This is a genomic window from Pseudonocardia halophobica (assembly GCF_027922425.1).
In the GTDB taxonomy this organism is placed as follows: domain Bacteria; phylum Actinomycetota; class Actinomycetes; order Mycobacteriales; family Pseudonocardiaceae; genus Pseudonocardia; species Pseudonocardia halophobica.
Genome location: NZ_BSFQ01000116.1, coordinates 1 through 1,351, shown reverse-complemented (window position 1 = coordinate 1,351; position 1,351 = coordinate 1). Strand labels below are relative to the sequence as shown.

General features: G+C 71.5%; 1 protein-coding gene. It reads left to right on the top strand.

From position 1 onward, the window contains the following. Positions 1–275: 275 nt before the first annotated feature. Positions 276–1,325 carry an IS110 family RNA-guided transposase gene (locus tag PKE99_RS37540; RefSeq protein ID WP_051738402.1) on the top strand — a complete coding sequence of 350 codons (1,050 nt, stop codon included), beginning with the start codon at positions 276–278 and terminating at the stop codon, positions 1,323–1,325. Positions 1,326–1,351: the final 26 nt, after the last annotated feature.

Sequence of the window (1,351 nt, the reverse complement as noted above, 5' to 3'; positions counted from 1 at the left end):
CTGACTGTGAAGGTGGCGCTACCGGCCCGGTGATGGTGGGTTGGTGGTCGACAGCGGCGGGTGTGGCTCTCCGTCTGACTGGCCCCTCGGTCATGGGGGTGGCTTGCACGGGACTTGCCCACTCGGCGCTGTCGGCACCGGCCCCGGCCGGAGTAGCTGGCCTGATCAGGAGCTTGACCGCCAGATTGCCGCTGGCGTGTCCCGTCACAGTCCTGCCGGCTCCGACCTGGGCCGGGACCTTCACGTCCCTCCAGGCACGGGAGAACGCGTTGTCCATGCTGGCAGAGCTGGTCGAGGTCGTCATCGGCGTCGACACCCACAAAGACACCCACAGCGCCGCGGTCCTCGCCGCGGGCACCGGAGCGGTGCTGGCCGAGATCACCGTCTGCGCCGACCCGGACGGCTACACCGCGCTACTCGCACTCGGCCGTGAACACGGCGTACTGCGAGGCTGGGCGATCGAGGGCACCGGCGGCTACGGCGCGGGCCTGGCTCGCCACCTCGCGCAGGCCGGTGAGCTGGTCGTCGAGCTCGACCGTCCGGCACGCCCGGCCCGTCGCGCAGGGGCCAAGTCCGATCCGATCGACGCGGTCCGCGCGGCTCGAGACGCGCTGGCCCGCGCCCGGGTCACGGTTCCCCGCGCCGACGGTGAACGGGCTTCTCTGCAGATCCGGCTGTCCACCCGCCAGGCCGCGGTCGACGGGGTGACCGAGGCCAAGAGCCAGCTCCACGCCCTGGTCATCAGCGCACCGGAACAGGTACGGGCGAAGTTTCGTGGGTTGAGCACCACCGCGATGCTGCGCAAGGCGTCCAGGCTGCGGCCCGCACGCAGTGCTGCGGACGTGCACGTGTTCACCGCGTTGTCGGCGCTGCGGGCCCTGGCACTGCGAATCACGCTGCTGCAGGACGAGGCCGACGCCCACGAGGCCGAGATCCTCGCGATCGTGCGCAGCTGGCGGCCGGACCTGCTCGAACTGCCGGGCGTGGGGCCGATCGTGTCCGCGACCGTGCTCTCGGCCTGGTCTCACCCCGGCCGGGTCGCCGACGACGGCGCCTTCGCCATGCTGGCCGGGACCGCGCCGATCCCGGCCAGCTCCGGCCGGACCATCCGACACCGGCTCAACCGCAGCGGAGACCGACGCCTCAACAGCGCCATCCACACCATCGCCGTGTCACGGATGCGGTTCCACCCGCCCACCCGCGCCTACGTCGAACGCCGCCGCACCGAGGGCAAGACCGACCCCGAGATCCGCCGCTGCCTCAAGCGCTACATCACCCGCCAGCTCTACCGACAGCTCGAACACCCACCAGCCGCAGGGGCTTGACGAACCATAGGAGCGTCCCGTGAGTG

Coding starts and splice junctions, on each gene's coding strand:
- PKE99_RS37540 (WP_051738402.1), top strand. CDS start 276: ATGCTGGCAGAGCTGGTCGAGGTCGTCATCGGCGTCGACACCCACAAA.